Origin of the sequence: Paenibacillus sp. FSL M7-0802 (assembly GCF_038004945.1) — a bacterium.
Lineage (GTDB): Bacteria > Bacillota > Bacilli > Paenibacillales > Paenibacillaceae > Paenibacillus > Paenibacillus polymyxa_B.
The window spans coordinates 4,521,762-4,540,020 of sequence record NZ_JBBOSD010000001.1; the positions used below are offsets into that span (position 1 = coordinate 4,521,762).

General features: G+C 39.4%; 11 protein-coding genes. 8 read left to right on the forward strand and 3 right to left on the reverse strand.

Annotated features, from left to right (window positions below; all coding sequences use genetic code 11):
• Position 1: 1 nt before the first annotated feature.
• Both MHB54_RS20780 and MHB54_RS20785 read right to left on the reverse strand, forming a co-directional pair.
• Positions 2-3,049: a nucleic acid/nucleotide deaminase domain-containing protein gene (locus MHB54_RS20780; protein WP_340981896.1), complete on the reverse strand. Its 3,048-nt coding sequence runs from the start codon at positions 3,047-3,049 to the stop codon at positions 2-4.
• 582 nt (positions 3,050-3,631) lie between these two features.
• Positions 3,632-4,414: an alpha/beta fold hydrolase gene (locus tag MHB54_RS20785; RefSeq protein ID WP_053325907.1), complete on the reverse strand. Its 783-nt coding sequence runs from the start codon at positions 4,412-4,414 to the stop codon at positions 3,632-3,634.
• Positions 4,415-5,056: 642 nt separating this feature from the next.
• Here MHB54_RS20785 and MHB54_RS20790 point away from each other — a divergent pair.
• From MHB54_RS20790 to MHB54_RS20805, 4 genes are all read left to right on the forward strand, one after another.
• Positions 5,057-6,904, forward strand: coding sequence for an ATP-dependent nuclease (locus MHB54_RS20790; protein WP_053325906.1), 1,848 nt, complete (start codon positions 5,057-5,059; stop codon positions 6,902-6,904).
• 4 nt (positions 6,905-6,908) lie between these two features.
• The gene (locus MHB54_RS20795) at positions 6,909-8,879 is read left to right on the forward strand and encodes a UvrD-helicase domain-containing protein (RefSeq protein WP_053325905.1); all 1,971 of its coding nucleotides are present in this window, start codon (positions 6,909-6,911) and stop codon (positions 8,877-8,879) included.
• A 182-nt stretch (positions 8,880-9,061) separates the two neighbouring features.
• Complete coding sequence (locus MHB54_RS20800; RefSeq protein WP_053325904.1) at positions 9,062-11,140, forward strand: retron Eco8 family effector endonuclease; 2,079 nt, start codon at positions 9,062-9,064, stop codon at positions 11,138-11,140.
• Between the two features lie 252 nt (positions 11,141-11,392).
• On the forward strand, positions 11,393-12,415 hold the full coding sequence (locus MHB54_RS20805) for a reverse transcriptase family protein (protein WP_264454696.1): 1,023 nt from the start codon (positions 11,393-11,395) through the stop codon (positions 12,413-12,415).
• A gap of 304 nt (positions 12,416-12,719) precedes the next feature.
• On the opposite strand, the gene MHB54_RS20810 is transcribed toward MHB54_RS20805, so the two are convergent.
• A complete protein-coding gene (locus tag MHB54_RS20810) occupies positions 12,720-12,947 on the reverse strand; it encodes a helix-turn-helix domain-containing protein (RefSeq protein ID WP_053325902.1) in 228 nt (75 codons plus the stop codon).
• 108 nt (positions 12,948-13,055) lie between these two features.
• On the opposite strand from MHB54_RS20810, the gene MHB54_RS20815 reads away from it, so the two are divergent.
• From MHB54_RS20815 to thrC, 4 genes are all read left to right on the forward strand, one after another.
• Positions 13,056-13,322: a hypothetical protein gene (locus tag MHB54_RS20815; RefSeq protein ID WP_081391261.1), complete on the forward strand. Its 267-nt coding sequence runs from the start codon at positions 13,056-13,058 to the stop codon at positions 13,320-13,322.
• A gap of 419 nt (positions 13,323-13,741) precedes the next feature.
• Entirely contained in the window at positions 13,742-15,136 is a 1,395-nt protein-coding gene (locus tag MHB54_RS20820; protein WP_264454698.1) for a TldD/PmbA family protein, read from the forward strand.
• Between the two features lie 3 nt (positions 15,137-15,139).
• A complete protein-coding gene (locus MHB54_RS20825; RefSeq protein ID WP_264454699.1) occupies positions 15,140-16,483 on the forward strand; it encodes a TldD/PmbA family protein in 1,344 nt (447 codons plus the stop codon).
• Positions 16,484-16,698: 215 nt separating this feature from the next.
• Positions 16,699-18,090, forward strand: coding sequence for a threonine synthase (thrC, locus tag MHB54_RS20830; protein ID WP_264454700.1), 1,392 nt, complete (start codon positions 16,699-16,701; stop codon positions 18,088-18,090).
• Positions 18,091-18,259: the final 169 nt, after the last annotated feature.

The window sequence follows — 18,259 nt, forward strand, 5'->3', positions numbered from 1 at the left end:
ATCACTCCTTTAACTTTTCAAGTTCTTGGGCTAAACCAGTATTGCCTCGATCTCTTGAAGCCTTATCCCCATACTCAACACTATAAGTTACTTCAGCATCAGGTAATTCCTTAGAAAGTAGCTCTTTACAATTATGACCACCAAGGATGCATGGTTCTCTTTCAGTATAAACTCGATGAACTATATACGTCTGCCCGTTTTTTTCAGCGGCAATTTTTTCTTCAACCAAAACCTTTTCAGAATGGACCTTTTTTACTTCTACTTTTCCACTCGGCTTTACTACTGATCTTTCTGTGCTTTCAAAAACCTTCTGAAAACGAACACCGTCTATTTCAATTTCCGCTACTACTAGATTTCTTAAATCGAATATTTGATTTTCAATTCGATACTTTTTCGTCATTGCACTTAAATCTGTTTCTCCATAACCAACTTGTTTTGGAATTTTGGAGTTAGGTATTCTGTTAGGGTTACCCGTCCCCTCTAACGCCTGTCGTTTCTTAATATCATCAAAGGTAAGCTTTTCTTTAATTGAATAATCCCCAAACTTTGATGCTTCCCTTGCAGCTTTGCTCTGAGCGATGTTTTGTAATACTCGCTGTTTTATTTGTTCGGCCGGAGATACTTTAATTACTCCTGTCCCCGGTGTTTCAACATTAACTTTTGGAGCTTTAATTGATTTAGAAGGTATCTTTATATTCCTGCCAAATTTAGCACCGTATAAACTTCCAACCATCTGAAATTCAGAAAATACGCTACTGATTATAATTGCATTTGCCTGCCATTTTGGTATTTCTTCGCCTGTCCAATAGTTCTTTCCTTCTTTAGCTGCTTTAATCTGTTCTACGAAAATATCCACATTTTCTGGTTCGTGATGTAATTTGATTTCTCCATTTTTGATAGCTTCGTTATAGGCAAGAGTGGCTTGGGCTGCTTTCTGATCGGTAACTCCATTTTTACTGAGGACCCACATAGTACCCATAAATTCTTTATCATACTCATCAAAATTATAGGATACTTTGGCTTTTTCAGCTGCCATGTAGCTGTCATAATTGGCTCTCCAGCGTTGTCTCAGATCTATAGGAATCTGCTGATACGCATGAACCATTGCATTAGACTCTTTCAGCAGGTTTTGAACCAGTTCCAGTGGGCCACCGGAATGCGCTATATGACGTGCACTCGTAAACACTTTCCCAAGAATCCACTTGCTATAGTAGGCTTGTCTCGCTTGATCATGTTCATACTGGTTAATCAATCCTTGGAGTGCTAGACCAGCCAAGTGTTTCAACGGATGAATACCGTTCCCCTTTCCGCCTCCAATCGTAGCAGTTCCTTTGCTCCGAACGGGGATCATTGCGGTTGCTTTCAGAATGACACCCGCCGCAGGTCCACCTAAAGCTCCCGCAACAACGCCAGCCACTTTTCCCATCACTGGAATGGAGCCTAATAGCTTGGACACCGTACCCAACAAAGAGTTGGCCTGTTGAAGTGCAGCCGGACTTGTCACTTTGGCGGTAGGAGTGCTGCTTGATGTCTTAGTAGCTGATGGAGCTTGCGCCGCCTCGTATGCTTTGATGCTCATGAGTGGCGGCTCAGGCACAGGAGGGAGGTCAGTCACGAAAACAGGAGCCTTCACCGTACCTTCCTGATATATCACTGGAGCTTTGGTATCCGTCTCACCATCTAGTACCATGCCGCTGGCTCCGCCTTTTAGATATAGCGCCGTTCCAGCTTCCAGTGAAAGCTCCTCGCCAGCATCGAGCTTCACGTGACCACCCTGAATCTGCACATTCCCCGGACTGTCGATCGTAATTCCGCTACTTTCATGCAGTGTAATGGAAAATTCACCGGAGGTGGATAGGGTCAGTTCATGCTCAGACATTTCTACGCCGCTACCTTGCACATGTTGCCATACCTTCACATTCGGCTGACCATTGGTGTGGCGTTGTTGTCGCAGTGAATCCGTTACATAGGCATCTTGTTCGCGGTGGGTAGGCAGATACAATTCCACCTGTTCTCCTACTTCAGGCATATCGTACCAGCCGCTATGTTCTTCGGCGACATAACGGGTGACCACTGGAAACCAGCAGGCTTTGGAAGGATCTTGCTTCGGGTCAATGTCCAGTTGAAGCTGTACAAAATCCTGCTGTACCTTCAGTATCGTTCCTGTCAACGAAATCCCGGTGGCCTGATCGTTTTCATAGCGGGCATAGCGGATATCCTGTTCGGCTTGAAGATCATAGCGAGTGCGCAGTAAGCCATCCGTTAGTGTGGTCACGGCTCGAACCACGACCAGTTCTTTGCCTTGTCCAATGGGTAACGTGATGAGGTCGCCCAGCGCATAGTATTGCAGGCTTTCGATCATATAGGTGATATACGAGCCAGCACGTTCGCCTGGCTTTTCCGTATCCAGTTCATGAAACGTTTTTCGTACTCGATAAAATACATCTCGCTCCACCTTATGCTGCTTGCCTTCGGGCATCCCGAAGAAAACCTTGGGCGAGGCTGCGGTTACCTCTGGCACAAGTACGGAGCCAAAGCGAGAAGCGAGACGTTTTAAAAACGCCCAATCGGTCTCCTCATATTGTAAAACAAAAGTCTCCAGTTTGGCATAGTTGCTTGCCGTATCAATGGCATCTCCGTATTGATATTTTCGAACCAGCGCAGTGACCAGATCATCATAGGTGCGGTGAATATCTTGATAGGAGCGCCTTTTACGCTTAATATCCATCTGGTACGAATGGGAAGCGGCCTCCAGTTCAAATGTATACACGCCTCGCACACAGTGTACGGACATATGCGTAACAATCCCATGGAACAATCTTCTCAGCGATTGTCCCTGATCATTCAACTGACGAATCACAATGGGCTCTTGCTCCATATCCTGTCCGATGCATGCAGCTCCTTGTTCTTCAGAGAGCAACCCACTGATATGTAAAAAGGAATGGTCGTTGATAGCACGTGTTATTTGAAGTTGTTCGATGTGTAGTGGCTGAAAGGGACCATAAAAGCGTAGGCTTTCATATCCGATCCCATCTGATAATACGCTCAAGTGAGTTCAAGACTCCTTTCTAGATGCGATGGGTATTTCCAAGTAAAGCACGTCATCTTGAATTCGCTTCTGATTAAAGAAGCTGCAGATGAGTATAACGGTGAGTCAATATAAATATGTATAACAAGGTTTGTACGCTATAAAGGGACGAGAGGTGATATTTAATAAACAACCCAGCATATGTATTTATCGGTTAAAAGAGAGATTTAGTATACAGAATGACCCATTCATTGGGGGATTTTCAATGTGTATTTTTGGAGATAGGGAAAATGGGAGAGGGGACGTAGCAAAAACCCCCTTGAATAGTCATACATATGTGATGTATGTCAAAGGGAGCTCTTGTATAAAATTTATAGTTTGCAGCTTCTAAGACTTAGTCTGTTTGTTCCATCCAATTTAGAATAACTTGCAAAGCCAGTCCAATATTACCAATCTGACAGTGAGTAGCAGATGTTTCATGAGGAGTAAACATTCTTGCTGAAAGTGATCGAACATTTGTTAGCATCAAAATTTGATCTGTAAGCTGATTGATTGGCACGTAATGATCGTTTTGTCCTGCAAGCAGCAAGACACCCTGAGTTACTAAATGAGAGAAGTGATTGGCGTTGTAGGCCTTTGTGCCATTAATGAAGTCATAAGGGGTGTTGCTTCCTGTAACATGCATGCCTTGAGCAAGAGCCCATTTAGCATTAAACTCTGCTTCATCAATTGAGCTAAGGTATCATTTACGGTTTGCGAATCTCCTTCATCCATCATGATATTAATCTTATCCCGGAAGGAAGGGGGGATTTGATGCGTTACCACTTCATAAAAATCCGTTAATATATTATAGGCAATTGCTTTTTTTACTCTCGGTTCATAAGCAGCTGCTCTCAAAACAAGATTGCCGCCTAAAGAGAGGCCTATAAGTGTTACATTTTCAACCTTGAAATAGTCCAGCAAACTTTTAACTGGTTTTTCCCATTCATGTGTCATTGGAATATTGTAGGTGTCCAAGACACTTCCTTGTCCTGGACCTTCAAACATAATAACATCATATCCAGCATCTCTGAATACCATAGACATTCGGAAAAGCTCTTCGATATAACTGTCGAAACCTCCAAATAAAACCAAAGTCTTTTTCGGATTTTCTGCCGAAAGACGATAAGCGGAAAGATAGCCTCTTTCATAGGGAATTAAATAGTGCTGTTCATCTGTAATACCATAAGCTTCTTTGGAGAGCTGAATAAACTGATCACGTAATTTTAGCTTGAGTGAATTTGATTGTGGAATAAAAAACTCAGAGCCTCTGAAATAAAAGGCTGCACGTAATTTTGCACCTGTGTTGGATATTAGAGAAGCGAAGGAGATAACAAAAACAACCAATTTTTAATTTTTTGTTCAGGGTGATTTGCTATCCTCATTTTATATAATTAGGAAATTCCCTAAAAAGTTATATTATCTAAGCGGTATTCAATATTAGGCCCTTGGTATTACTAAAGGGTCTTTTTGTTCCATATATCTCCAACAATATGCTATAGTGTAAGAAATAAAGAAAATTTATGCAGGTTTTAGTAGGAGTGTGACTTAGTTGTTTCTTTGGTCATGGGCATATAGTCCTTTTATATTATTTGGAATATTGCGATGGGGTAAAGGTCAGTGGCAAGGACGTATTATGCTGAAGGGATATTTCTCAGTGAGATATTCGGATCAATGTAGACACGGAAACGATGACAGAATAATGGAATAGGTGGGTCAATGATCCGTTTTAATATTCGATCGTAAAAGAGCCTTCTAAGATTAGAGTATAAAAAAACAAAATGCTGGATACGAAAATCGTATTTGCTTTACAGTCTCTCGAGAGGACTGCCTATCATAGTAGGTATCAGGGGTATAATATAGAATTCTTTTTCCTTGATCTGCTTATCACTATAGGTTATTAGTCCTCTACTTTATTTGAAAAGGAAAATGACGAAACAGTAGTGCTAATGTAGTGGGTTGACTATCTACTAAAGGGGGGGCTTTTCTATGTTTCTTTTAGAAGTTAGAATTACAAACTTTCGAAAGTTTGGTCAAGGAACAAATGGTGAACCCGGATTGGTTCTCGTTTTAAATAAAGGGCTGAATGTTCTCATTGGTGAAAATGATGCAGGAAAATCGACAGTAATTGATGCAATCAAATTTGTATTATTAACACAAAGCAGAGAATATTCTAGACTAGAAAAAGATGATTTTCATGCTGATTCAAATGAACTGAAAATCGAATGCATCTTTAAGGGGTTTTCAGTAAACCAAGCAAAGGATTTTTTAGAGTGGATTACTATTGATTCAGATAAACAATATAGTCTTCGTGTTTTTCTAACTGCCAAAAAGGATGTTAAAGGAAAGATATTAATTGACGATGTGCATGCAGGAAGTGATAGCGAAGGGCAAATACTACATAGTAAAGCACGTGATTTACTTAGAACGATTTATCTTAAACCATTGAGAGATGCAGAAAATGAACTTGCTGCTAAACGAAACTCACGATTATCTCAAATATTATATTCACATCCCGAGTTTTCTACGGGTGAAGATCATAGACTGGTTGAAATCATTAAGGAGGCTAATCAAAAAATCAAGAGATACTTTGATTATGACGAGCTAACTAGTGAGGAAAAAAAGATTCTAAAATCAATCAATTTTTACTTATCAAAGTTCTCTGATAACAAAAATTTGTTGAGTTCAAATATAGAAATTGCTGCAGTTAACCTAAAAATGATCTTAGAGAAAATTGATCTTTTGCTTGTTACTACGAAATCAGGTTTAGGATCCCTTAATCAACTATACATTGCGGCTGAGTTATTACTTTTACAAATTGAAAAAACTGAAGGTATTAACCTCGCACTCATTGAGGAAATAGAAGCTCACTTGCATCCACAGGCTCAGATAAGAGTGATAGATTACCTTCAAGAATTAAGTGAAAGTAGCACATCTCCGATGCAAATACTATTAACAACTCACAGTGTCACATTAGCTTCAGTTATCAAATTGAATAATTTAATTTTGTTTGCTGAAGGCAAGTCGTTTTCTTTGTCTGAAGGTAATACTAAACTACACAATGGAGACTATAGATTTTTAGAAAGATTCCTAGACTCCACAAAAGCTAACTTTTTCTTTGCTAAAGGAGTTATGATTGTCGAAGGTGATGCAGAGAACCTATTGCTTCCTACATTAGCGGATAAATTAGGAAAATCTTTTGCTAAAAATGGAGTTTCCATTGTCAATGTAGGGAGTACTGCATTGTTGAGATACTCAAAAATATTTATTAGAGAATTAGATCCTATTATGCAGTTACCTGTTGCAATAGTTACCGATTGTGACGAGCCAGTATCAAAGATCGATAAAGAGTCTGGTGGTATTGTCATGCTTCCAGCTAGAAAACCCCAAAAAATAAAGTCTGAAAAGAAAGTCAAATATAGCGATCAAAATGTAAAAGCTTATATATCTCATGAGTGGACTTTAGAATTCGATTTGGCTTGTAGTTGCTTAAAAAAAGAACTGTTCGCCTCAATTCTCATGGCAAGGGATTATGCTAATCAAGATAAGGAATTAACAGAGGGGAGAGCGGCAAAGACATATAAGGAAATCGGTGATTATTTAAAAGAAGCTGAAACACAGATTAGTGGATGGAGCACCTATGAACCCTTCATGCTAGCTTCAAACATAGTTAGAGATGTAATACTGAAGAAAAACATTTCAAAAGCGGTTGTTGCTCAATGCTTTTCTGAAATTTTGAATGAACGTAGCTTTACATTGGAGGAATTAGAAGATATCAGAAGCGACAGTTATCTAAAGTACCTAGTTGATGCTATAGATTATGTGACAGGAGCTTAGGATAATGCAAATGTTAACCGTAACAGATGAAGATATTGAATACGCAGCTAAAGTTTTAAATATACCAAATGGTTTTGATACCCCAAGAGTTAACGTTATAAAGTGCATGGAGAGTAGAGATGTAGTTGCATGCCCAGGGAGTGGAAAAACTACAGTATTACTCGCTAAGTTATTAATTCTAGCAAGACATATACCTTTAAAAAATAATAGAGGAATTTGTATTTTAACTCATACAAATGTAGCGATTGACGAAATTAAAGAACGGCTAGGTGATAAAGCCAATGAATTACTCACTTATCCAAACTTTGTTGGAACAATACATTCATTTATCAGTAAGTTTTTAGCTAATCCTGCGTTTGTTAACTACTACTCTGGAAGAATTTCAAGAGTTTTTGAACCTGTAGATTATAAATTACGATTAATAAAAAAATATAAGTCCCTGTATCCTCCATTCTCAGGAAGTAAACTAGATGGTTTCCTCTATGGAAGACTCAATAAAAAAATAAAAGAATCAAAAGACAATTCTAAAATAGCAAAGGCAAAAGATGATTTACTACGATCCTTAGAATTGGATTACACAGATAACACGATAAAAAAAGTCACTTTTAACAAAAAAACTACTGTTTTAAAGAATCCAAACTCGGATGCTTATAAAGAATACATTACATTAATTGATCAACTTCAAAATGAAGGTATATACTCCTACAATGAACTTCAAGGACTCGCACATAGGTATGTAAATGATTTTCCAAGAGAACTACAAAGTATTTTTTCAGAGCGATTTTCGTTTGTATTTGTAGACGAAATGCAGGATACTAGCCTACTTCAGTTGCAAGTATTAGAAAAAATTTTTGACAATGAAAAAATGATTTTCCAATGTTTTGGTGATCCGCAGCAAACAATTTATGAATCCGATGATAAAGGCTGTTCATGGGAACCCAAAGATCCTTTATTCATAAAAAACAGTAATAGACTGAGTAAAAGTATCGCAAAAGTTGCAGATGTTGTAGCATTAAAACCTTATGGAATGCAAGGCAGAGAATCACAAAAAGGAAACCTACTTTCGCCAGTGATTATCAGTTATAAAGATAATGATGTATCACATGTACTTGAATCTTTTGCTAAGTTGATTATCAAATATAAGTTGAATGAACTGGATAATGCGATATTTAAAGCAGTTGGCATGGTAAAGGACAAAAATGAAGAGCTATCTATTACGAGTTATTTCCCAGTATTCGAAAAATTAGAGATTAGGAGTAATGTAAACAAAGATTTTTCTGATCTTAAGAGTTACTTAGTTATGCTTGACAGAGCGGTAATTGAGAAAGAAGGTATAAAGGCGTATTATGATAGATTCATTCTAGCAATATTAAAGTACTTGCGAATAAATGATATTAGGACTGACGAAGGCAGGCTTTTCTCTAAAGTATCATTTTTGAAGTATTTACGTGAAAACGATGTGAGATTATATAAAACGACGCATAGATACTTTGCAAGAATAGTTTTAGCAATAGCTAAAGGGAAATGTGTATTAGCTAGTTTTAAGTACATTTTAGCCATTATTGTGAATCGTCTATTCCGTTTTAAAGTTAACATATATAAGGATGAATTTATGAACGGAACTCCTTTGGTTGCAACAATAGCTGTTAATGAAGAAGAAGTGAACATGTACAGATATGATGACTTAAGAATTGAGTTAGACAGTGTTCATGGAGTTAAAGGACAAACGCATAATGCCACTTTATATTTGGAAACTTTTTATTTTTCTAGAACAAATGAAAGTATTATTAAATTTTTGATTGGGGAACAAAGTTCCACCATTGAGGAGCACGTTGAAAAACACATACGTGTTGCGTATGTCGCTATGACAAGACCTACTGATTTACTGTGTATTGTGTTGAATGAAGAAATTTATTTGGAGAACAAAGTAAAGTTAAATGACTTAGGGTGGATACATTACCAAGAAATAATATAGCCAAAAAAATATAAAGTTCTCTGAAGCAAGCGGAGAGGAAAAATGGAAAATCAAGTCGGTGAAGTTGTGATTATGCCTAAAAGCTTGAATGAAAAACCACTTTAGACTTTACTAAAATCAGAACCCATTATTGAATTGATCTCCTATCTCACATTTGATATCAGAAAAAGGGTGTAGTTAAGATGTCTATTAAGAAAATAACAATAAAAAACTGCAAATCAATTGAGTTTCTTGAACTGAACTTGAATATGAATATCAATTGTTTTATAGGTATTAATAATGTTGGTAAATCAAATATTATGAAAATTATTCATTTTTTTTATATCAATCTAACTAAGGAATTTTATGATGATTCAATGTTTAGTAAAAGTAACCCTTACAACGATGAAGTTGAAATTTCTATAGAGTATAATTTCAAAGGGTTATTAGATAAAATACAAGGTAATACCAATGTCAATAATGGATTTTTAGATGACTTTTTTTCAAACATTAAATTCAGTCAATTTCATAGTGGTTTGGATCCTTTGAATGATATAGTAGAGAAAGTAAAAAAATATGCTGATAAATATATTAAAAAAGATAAGTGTACGCTTACTCTAAAATACAACCGTCAAAATAAATCAATTAATTGGAATATAAAAGACTATGAGTTTCGAGCATTTATTTCTGTGAGGTTCCCTGTCTTTTTTTTAGAGTCTAGAAATATTGACCTTTATAATTGGGAATCCATCTGGAAGCTCATAGGAGAAATAGCTCCGTTCAGAAAAAAAGTCTCTATAACAGGAAATATTGAAGGGATTTTTGAATTAGATGATGAGGGACGAGATAATTACAGTACAGTGATTCAAGATATTATCTCAGAAATTGAAAAATCAAATATACGAGTTAAGCAGTCAAATATATATGAAAAAATCAGTCAGATTATACAGCTTCAATTAGGGGGTAATGGCTTTGAGTACGAAGCTCATAATTTAAAAATTGGTTCTTATGGAATGAATTCTTATTCATTTATGAGCTTATATGTAAAATTAATCTTACGCCTTTTTAATAATAAACATTTATCGAGCCCGTTGATAATGATAGACGAGCCAGAACTTCATCTTCACTTAAAAAAAATAGAGCAATTTACAAGAGAAATCAAAAAATACGAGAGATTCTCAACAACTAAATGGATATTTGCAACTCACTCCCCGACTTTTGTAAAGAACATAATCGTTGAACATGAGAACTACGAAATGTTTCACGTAACCAATACAGAATTTTTTAATAAATCTTATGTATCGAGAATAAATGGATTTAAGGAAAAAAAACATAAACTAATATCAGATAATGAAGCTAATTTATTCTTCTCAGAGGTTTGTTTTTTTGTAGAAGGGGATACAGAATTAGAGGTTTTTAGAAACGACAATTTGCGTATTCTGCATCCTAAATTGAATAAAATAGATATATATGCTTTTGATGGAAAGGAGGATAAACTTAAATTAGTTAATCCGAATGATAGAAAAACTAAAATAAATTATTTAGTTATGATTGATATGGACAAGATATTGAACTACTCTCCTAAAAAGAAAAAATATATGCTTTCAGGTAGTGCTTATTTAAATGTGATTAAAAACAGAAACATTATTAAACGTGAAAAATATCACTATACAAAGAAGTTTAATGATACATTTAGAGTCAGAAGCGAGATAACACAAAGATTAAACTCAAATAAATTTGAGGTAGATTCCACAGGACTTTGTATTGAACAAAGTGAGGAACGAGCTGAACTAATCGAACTTATCCAGCAATATTATGATCAGTACAACTTTATGCCATTAGAGACAACTATTGAAGGTACTATTATCAATAAGAGAAACTACCACCTCTTCTGGCAATGGATTAAAGAACATGATTGGAACCAAGAGAATTTTGATAATCTGTACTCCGATTTACAGACGGAAGATCATAAAACAACCTTTCTTAGGTTGGTCTTTTTTGGGAAAACAGATTGGTTCAGTAGTGATAAAGAAGGAAATAACAACAATCAAGAGTTCGTGAAAAAATTAAAAGTTATAAAAGAGATACGCAAGCAATTAAAAGAATCTACACTTGATTTTGGAGATAAGACAAGCGGTTGGGTTACTAACTATCTTAATTGGTTCTTCGATAGAAAATTAAAAATAGAAAAGTCCGAGGATGTATTTGTAAATAGAAGCTTATTTCAAGCGAGCTTTCCCGAATTAGGAAAAGTTATTGAGAAACTGGAGAAATTGTTATAAACTAATTCTAAAGCAATGGGGTAAGTAGTAAAATCTGAAGTAGTTATTTATTGACTATAGATGCCATGATGACAGTTTTTTTATCCCTTATACAAGAAACTAAAAATCTCTTGTGACGTGCTTAGTAACGGGTGTAGGGAAAATCCATGGTTTGAGGCCTGCTAATTGTCGCGCTAGTATACGCTTATTGGCCTATGCATTAATTTCGAGGTTCTGGGATGTACTTACCCTTGCTTTTTTAGGAGAATTTAAATGCGTATTGAGAGTTTAAGTAAATTCGAGAAAAAAGTTCTTCGTGATAGTGTATCTCATTATGTTGACCTTCTAACTGAAGAGCAACTACTTACAGCATATTATACGAAAATAATTAAAAAGAAGGATAAGTCCGATAGAGTTATTCATTGTATAGATAATGAACATTTGATATATAAGATTCAAAAACAACTGAAGAATAATTTTCTTGATTTCATTCCTCTTTCTAATTATGCATACGGATATGTTAAGGGGAAGTCATATTACGATTATCTTAAACCACATGTAAAACACGGCTACTATATGAAGTTGGATATTAAAGATTTTTTTCACTCTATCAAAGAAAAGGAATTAAGGGAGGTTTTAAAATATTACGTTGATGATGTTAGTATTAATGAAAGTTTAACTATTTTAGATTTTATTACTAAAGTTGTTACTGTTAATGAGTTCCTACCCCAAGGTGCAGTAACTTCACCTGTCCTTTCTAATATTTATTTCAGGTTCCTAGACATCAGAATATCTAGATATTGCCGCAAGTTTGGTATAAATTATACTAGGTATGTTGATGATCTACTCTTTTCATCTGATAATTTATTTATCCATAAGAGAGTATTTATTAATGGGATTACAAAAATTCTTAAGAGTCAAGGATTTCAACTAAATCCTAAAAAGGTTCGGAAAACGAAGTCTGAGATATGCTTAAATGGCTTTGTAGTGGGTGAAAACATTCGTTTATCTCGTAAAAAAACAGCAATTATTTCTTCATTCATTTATTACTATCAATGTTCTCCCAACAAGACTCTTGAAGAATTACTAACTGAGGTCGAAAAGAACCTTGAGATAAAGATCAAGATACCCAATCTTCATAACTTTTTAGCAGGTTATCGATCTTTTTTACTTGGTTTGTTACCTTTTGATAGCGTAGGAGTTCTTCCTGAGGTTATAACAAGAACAGACAAAAAAATTTTATATAAAATAAACGAAATAGAGAAAATATTAGATATGACTGCTGCTAATATTTGATAGGTTACCTCGTGGCCACACTTTTTTGCTCTTGAATGCTACGGCGCACTCAACAGTGAAACAAGAAATTCAAAAAAGCCTTGTCCCGGTTTTTCTTCACATTTTTTTATCTTACAAGACCCCATCTCTCCACTGTCAGCGATAGGTCAGAAAATATTGTTCTGTATGCATTGCGTGGGAGAGATCTTATTATTCCATCTTTTCAAACCAATCAAATTGATGATCAAGTTTAAAGGTCTAGCAATCGATGCTAGGCCTCTATATGGTCTCGTTCCACAAAAAACTTTCTTTCAGCAAATGATGACTATTTCTTTTCTTCCATCTCAACCAGATCAATAATTTCCCGAATATCTTCAATATTCATGGCTTCGGCTATTCTTTCAATATGATTAAAATTGATGCTTTCACGTTTACCGGATTGAAGTTCGCTTAGAGCAGCGTGTCGTACATCAGATAAACGTGAGAGTTCTCTCAAGGAAATATTGTGTTGTCTTGTAATTTCGTTAATTTTCACAACTACTTTCTTTGCCATTAGGTTTCCCACCTTATTTTACAAATTTTTCTTGACGATACGCATAAACGTAACATATAATTTTTGTAAAACTGGTACTCATATACGTACCAAAAGGTGGGGAATATTTTGACTTCTCAGAGTGACATGGTAGCGGAGTATGAAAAGTTAGTAGAACTTGAAGAGCAATACACAGAGAGGATTCAAACTTGTATTAAATTACTTGGAGATGCTTTTAACATTATCGCTGCCAAAGCAGGAGCGTTGAGCATGGATTCAGTTAAGGAAGCGGCTTATTATTTACACTCAACGGAGATTGAACTAAACCATGTTTTGTACTATATCCGTTTAGAGAAAAGCATTTTAACTAATCAGTTAGGATTTGAAACAAAATAAAGCAAACCCAAGCTTAGCAGCGGAGGGGATGGAATCGTTCTGAAGAAGCAAAGCGTTCGCCTTTGAACCCGGATTTTTACCGTTAAAATATAATCAAAAAAATCTGGGGGCAACAGCGATCGGAAGAATGATCCGTCTACGTAGCGTCCTTAGTTGCACTTACTTGCTCAATCCAACCAGCAATCAATTTGCTCAATAACCCGACATGACCCTTCACGGTCTACTCGGGTTTTCTCATTTTACAGCCCTATCCTCACGACTAAAATCTCATCTTACCCTTCCAACACTGCCACCCAGATAGTTACACCCACTCCCAACATCATGTATAGTAAAGTTATGGGAAATGAACATGAACCCGCATATGTTCTTGATCGCTTAGACGTACAATAAGAAACATGGCAAAAACGAGGAGGAACGTAATGATACATCCAACACAGATTCAGGATATGCTGCAAGCCGCGCTGGAGACGGGCGGAGATTTTGCAGAGGTGTTCGTCGAGGACCGTACCAATGGACAACTGGGCATGACCGGAGGCGTCGTGGATACGGCGCTGTCAGGCCGGGATTTTGGGATTGGTATTCGGATCATGAAGGAGCATTTTTCGGTGTATGCCTACACCAGCGACATGAGCGAACAGAGCCTTATCCGACTGGCCAAATCGGCCGCCAAGGCCATTCGCGGAGGTGGAGTGCCAGGTACACACACCCTTACACTCCATCCTCATGCTATCCCTAACCAACATCCGATTGCGATCATTCCTGACGGTTCACAGAAACGATCCAAGATCGACATGATGAGACGGGCGCATGAGGCGGCAAGCCAATATGATCCTTCCATCACGCAAACCTCCATTGGGATTAGCAACTCGATCCAGAACGTCTTGATCGCCAATAGCAACGGGCTGCTGGTGGAGGATACCCGTACGTATACACGCATGAGAATAAGCGCGATTGCGACTGATGGAGAGCATAGACAATCCGGGTTCCGTGGGCCGGGAGCGTATGCGGGGACTGAATTCCTGGAGAACCTGAATATCGAAGAAAATGCCAGACACGCCGCTCGTATTGCGACCACGATGGTCAAAGCGGGATATGCGCCTAGTGGCAGACTGCCGGTCGTAATTGAGAACGGCTTCGGCGGCGTTCTTTTTCACGAGGCGTGTGGACACGGGCTGGAATCTACGGCGGTGGCGCATGGAACTTCCGTGTTTGCCAATAAGATCGGGCAGCAGGTAGCTTCACCGCTCGTCACGGCTATAGATGATGGAACGATTCCGAACGCGTGGGGCTCGCTCAATATCGATGATGAAGGAGCGCCGACACAGCGTAACGTACTGATCGAGAACGGTATTCTAAAAGGATATCTGATCGACCGCATGGGCTCGCGCCAGATGGGTGTACCTGCGACAGGGTCAGGACGAAGACAGTCCTATAAATTCGCGCCTGCATCCCGTATGAACAATACGTTTATTGCGAATGGCGAGTCTACCCGTGAAGAGATCATTGCCAATACGGAGTACGGGATCTATGCCAAATCGCTGGGTGGTGGTTCGGTGAATACTTCGACGAGCGAGTTCAATTTTGCAGTCGAAGAGGCGTATATGATTCGCAACGGCAAAATTGCCGAGCCGGTCAAAGGAGCAACGCTAATCGGCAAAGGGATTGAAACCCTACAAAATATTGATATGGTCGGCAACAATCTGGATCATGGTCAGGGGATGTGCGGCTCGGTCAGCGGAAGTCTTCCGGTCAATTGCGGACAGCCGACAATTCGAGTGTCCGAGATGACCGTCGGCGGACGGAAGGGGGAATAGGCGATGAATATTCAGCAATTTCAGGAAGCGTTGTTCACAAAAGGTCGGGAAATCGGCTACGCGGATATGGAAATCTACTATGTAAATGGACGCTCTACCTCAGTGAAGGTACTGAAGGGAGAAATTGATCAATATACCATCGTCGAAAACGGTGGGCTTTCCTTCCGGGGTGTCATTAACGGGAAAATGGGTTATGCCTCTACGGAGAAGCTGGAACCGGACGTGATCGACTTTTTATTGGAAGAGGCACGCAGCAACGCGGACATATTGGAGAGCGAGGAGCAGGATGAGCTGTTCGCAGGCTCTGAGAGCTACCCTGAGCAGCCTGCCTATGCCGCAGCGTTAGCTGACACGGCTCCTGAGATTCTGATCGAAGCGGCGCTGGAAATGGAGCGCACAGCGCTTGCCGCAGATCCACGGATTGTGATGGCTCGGCATTGCTCGGTCGGCATTCGTGAAAATGAAGTCCTGATAGTAAATACAAAAGGACTGCACTGCCATCGTCGCAAAAGTCTGGCGACCGCTTATGTGTATGTGATTGCAGCAGACCATGACGAGACCGTTACCGGGGGCTGGCATGATTATTCCCTGCGGAGCGTGGAGGAAATCGATATTGTGGATGTGGCGCATAAAGCCGTAAAAGAGGCTGTTTCCAAGCTGGGTGCGCACACGATCCAATCGGATAACTATCCGGTCATTTTCCGTCATGATGCAGCAGCGCAATTGCTGGCTGCGTATACGTCGGTATTTTCAGCGGAGTCGGTGGATAAAGGCTTTTCGCGATTGGCTGGGAAACTAGGGCAAAAGGTGGCAAGTGAGCGTATTACGCTGATTGATGATCCGCTGATGGAGAACGTTCCCGCAGGCAGTACGTTTGATGCCGAAGGCAGCGCAACGCATCGTAATGAGATCATCAAGGACGGAGAACTACGGACGTATTTCCATAACCGCAAGACGGCTCGCAAGGCTGGGGTGGAAAGTACCTCTCATGCTTCCAAGGGTAGCTATAACGGCAAAATTGGTGTGTCGTATCATAATCTGTATGTGGAACCAGGCACGTCTACGTTGGAGGACATGATTCGCGAGACGGATCGCGGGCTGATGATCGTAGAGCTGCAGGGGCTGCATGCGGGTACGAATACGGCGTCCGGTAATTTTTCGCTGGCTTGTCTGGGATACTGGATTGAACAGGGGCAAGTGGTCAGAGCAGTCAATCAGATCACTGTATCGGGCAACTTCTTTGATGTGTTGCAGCAGATAGAGGAAGTTGGCAATGATTTGCGTTTTACGGGAAGCTGCACATCGCCTTCGCTCAAGCTGGCTGCACTCTCGATTTCAGGTTCCTAATGACTGGAGCAGCCTTCTTTTTTCAGTCTCACGGCCTGTTTCTGACGTTCCGATTGCCTAGCGATTACAGATGCCTGATGCATCAGGGTATGGTAAAGTAGGAGAAAGTCTTTGAAATATGAAAAAAAGGCTTGGTTACAGCACCGCGACAGGGTATTATAGACAATAATATATTCGAAAAAAGGTTCGAATTGAATTTTTATTGGGGGATGTATATGAGATATATAAGCACTAGAGGTCGAGTAGAAGCCAAGGGATTTATTGATACCGTGCTCATGGGGTTAGCTGACGATGGAGGTCTGATGGTACCTGAGCAGATTCCGACCGTGTCGGCAGCTACGCTGGAGCAATGGGCAACATTGAGCTACAGAGAGCTGCTGCTGGAAGTTTTTGCGCTGTATATCAATGATGAGATTCCTCGTGAAGATTTGGAGCAGCTGGTGGAGCGCAGTTACGCGAGCTTCCGTCACCCGGAAGTTACGCCAGTGAAGAAGATCAATGATTCCCTGTCTATTTTGGAGCTGTTCCACGGGCCTACGTTCGCGTTCAAGGATGTGGCGCTGCAATTTATGGGTGAGTTTTATTCCTATGTGTCCAAAAAGCAGAATGAGATTATCCACATTTTGGGTGCAACCTCGGGCGATACCGGGGCAGCAGCGATTCAGGGCGTGCGTGGCAAGGAAGGCATTAAAATCTGTATTTTGCATCCACACCAAAAGGTGAGCAAGGTACAAGAGCTGCAAATGACGACGGTAGACGATGAAAATGTACTGAATCTATCCGTAAAAGGGAACTTTGACGATTGTCAAAAAGTCATTAAGGACCTGTTTGCCGATCTGGATTTCAAAGGTAAACATCATTTGCGGGCGATTAACTCGATTAACTTTGTGCGCATTTTGGCGCAAACCGTATATTACTTCTATGCTTATTTCCGGGCGCAGGAGTCTACGGGTACGAAAAAAATCAATATCAGTGTGCCATCTGGCAACTTCGGCAATATTTTTTCCGGCTTTCTTGCGAAGAAAATGGGCTTGCCGATCCATAAGCTGATCATTGCAACCAATGAAAATAATATTTTGGAGCGCTTCGTGAAGACAGGCGAATACAAGCCAGGCGACTTCAAAAGCACATACAGTCCTTCGATGGACATTCAGGTGGCGAGCAATTTCGAAAGATACCTGTATTACTTCCTCGGAGAAGATGCAGCCAAGGTATCTGAATACATGAATAACCTCAAAACCGAGGGACGGATTGTGATCAGTGCAGAGGATTTGAAACGGGTACAGCAGGATTTTGAAGCGCTCGGCGCTTCGAATGAGCAGTGTCTGGAGCTAATCAAGAAATACAAGGCCGAATACGATTATTTGCTCGATCCCCATACGGCATGCGGTATTGCCGCGTATGAGGCGTATAATGGTGGGGACGAAGTATGTGTGACCTTTGCGACAGCACATCCGGCCAAATTTGATGAAGCCATCCGTCTGGTGGACATCAAGCAGGAGTTCCCAGCGCAAATTGAACAATTGTTCTCCAAATCACAGCATCAGCAGGTGGTAGAGCATGACGAGGCAGAAATTGTGCGTCAGCTTGAAGCCTTTTATGTGTAAAAGATCATTTCTGTAATGGTGAGTTGTTGCACCCTTATAGGATGGGAAAAGAGGCTACGCCCTGCGCGCAGCCTCTTTTTCTTATTTCCATATTCCAGACATAATGTATGTTTTAGTTTCAATTTGTTCACATTATAATGCCATGTAGGGTAAGGTGTTAGGGCCTCAG